The sequence below is a fragment of the Microbacterium sp. cf332 genome (genome assembly GCF_900102175.1).
In the GTDB taxonomy this organism is placed as follows: domain Bacteria; phylum Actinomycetota; class Actinomycetes; order Actinomycetales; family Microbacteriaceae; genus Microbacterium.
Genome location: NZ_FNKN01000007.1, coordinates 1 through 2,347, shown reverse-complemented (window position 1 = coordinate 2,347; position 2,347 = coordinate 1). Strand labels below are relative to the sequence as shown.

The following is a 2,347-nucleotide window of genomic DNA, read 5'->3' as shown; positions in this document are numbered from 1 at the left end:
ACTTCCCCACGTTCCCTCTACCCGCCCTATATATTCAGGCGGGAGTCACTAGGTCGGCACGCCGCCCAGCGGGGTTTCCCCATTCGGACACCCTCGGATCACAGTGTGCTTATCCACTCCCCGAGGCTTATCGCAGATTGCTACGTCCTTCTTCGGCTCCAGATGCCAAGGCATCCACCGTTTGCTCTTAAAGACTTGAAATCACATGAGTTGAATCGTCAAAAAATTGACTAATGATCTTTAAGATCATCTTCACACAACACCCGAAGGTGTCGCATCGAAGATGCTCGCGTCCACTGTGTAGTTCTCAAAGTACGGGCGGTACCCTCCCCCCACACTGCCCAGCAGCATGAAGAAAAGGCCCAGAGGTTGCGGACTCTCATCCGGTCCCTCAGGACCCAACAGCGTGCAGGTACGACACCCGAAACCCTCCCCGTTCCCACCGCAAGCGGCGTACTAGAAAAGACCTTCATCCTTCGCACCATGTCAAATGTTCCACCCATGAGCTCCCAGCGAAGAACATGTGCCTTCGATCTGGGTTCTGGAAGTCTAAAAGACTTCAGATGCTCCTTAGAAAGGAGGTGATCCAGCCGCACCTTCCGGTACGGCTACCTTGTTACGACTTAGTCCTAATTACCGATCCCACCTTCGACGGCTCCCTCCACAAGGGTTGGGCCACCGGCTTCAGGTGTTACCGACTTTCATGACTTGACGGGCGGTGTGTACAAGACCCGGGAACGTATTCACCGCAGCGTTGCTGATCTGCGATTACTAGCGACTCCGACTTCATGAGGTCGAGTTGCAGACCTCAATCCGAACTGGGACCGGCTTTTTGGGATTCGCTCCACCTCACGGTATTGCAGCCCTTTGTACCGGCCATTGTAGCATGCGTGAAGCCCAAGACATAAGGGGCATGATGATTTGACGTCATCCCCACCTTCCTCCGAGTTGACCCCGGCAGTATCCCATGAGTTCCCACCATTACGTGCTGGCAACATAGAACGAGGGTTGCGCTCGTTGCGGGACTTAACCCAACATCTCACGACACGAGCTGACGACAACCATGCACCACCTGTATAGAGACCTTGCGGGGCGACTGTTTCCAGACGTTTCCTCTATATGTCAAGCCTTGGTAAGGTTCTTCGCGTTGCATCGAATTAATCCGCATGCTCCGCCGCTTGTGCGGGTCCCCGTCAATTCCTTTGAGTTTTAGCCTTGCGGCCGTACTCCCCAGGCGGGGAACTTAATGCGTTAGCTGCGTCACGGAATCCGTGGAATGGACCCCACAACTAGTTCCCAACGTTTACGGGGTGGACTACCAGGGTATCTAAGCCTGTTTGCTCCCCACCCTTTCGCTCCTCAGCGTCAGTTACGGCCCAGAGATCTGCCTTCGCCATCGGTGTTCCTCCTGATATCTGCGCATTCCACCGCTACACCAGGAATTCCAATCTCCCCTACCGCACTCTAGTCTGCCCGTACCCACTGCAGGCCCGAGGTTGAGCCTCGGGTTTTCACAGCAGACGCGACAGACCGCCTACGAGCTCTTTACGCCCAATAATTCCGGATAACGCTTGCGCCCTACGTATTACCGCGGCTGCTGGCACGTAGTTAGCCGGCGCTTTTTCTGCAGGTACCGTCACTTTCGCTTCTTCCCTGCTAAAAGAGGTTTACAACCCGAAGGCCGTCATCCCTCACGCGGCGTTGCTGCATCAGGCTTCCGCCCATTGTGCAATATTCCCCACTGCTGCCTCCCGTAGGAGTCTGGGCCGTGTCTCAGTCCCAGTGTGGCCGGTCACCCTCTCAGGCCGGCTACCCGTCGACGCCTTGGTGAGCCATTACCTCACCAACAAGCTGATAGGCCGCGAGCTCATCCCTGACCGAAAAATCTTTCCAACTGCCGACCATGCGGCCGCAGCTCATATCCGGTATTAGACGCCGTTTCCAGCGCTTATCCCAGAGTCAGGGGCAGATTGCTCACGTGTTACTCACCCGTTCGCCACTGATCCACAGAGCAAGCTCTGCTTCACCGTTCGACTTGCATGTGTTAAGCACGCCGCCAGCGTTCATCCTGAGCCAGGATCAAACTCTCCGTAAAGAAAATTTGCTGCGACCAGCCGGAAAAAGACTGGAGCAGCGAGTTTGATGCTGACCAAAGAGATAAATCATTGCTGACTATCCATTGCCTCCCCCAAAGGGAAGGTCTTTGATCCAAAGGAATCTCACCCCACCGAAGTGGAGTCGAGGTTATTTGGCATTTGACAAGTGCACGCTGTTGAGTTCTCAAGGATCGGACGCTCCCCCAACTGACCTCACAGCCAGCCCAGAGGGCAACTTCACAACCATACCC

The 2,347-nt window shown here is 55.2% G+C and carries 2 rRNA genes; both read right to left on the bottom strand.

What is annotated here, in order from left to right:
* Nucleotides 1-201, bottom strand: a 23S ribosomal RNA gene (locus BLT21_RS15470); the annotation flags it as partial.
* Between the two features lie 373 nt (nt 202-574).
* Nucleotides 575-2,095 (bottom strand): 16S ribosomal RNA (locus BLT21_RS15465).
* Nucleotides 2,096-2,347: the final 252 nt, after the last annotated feature.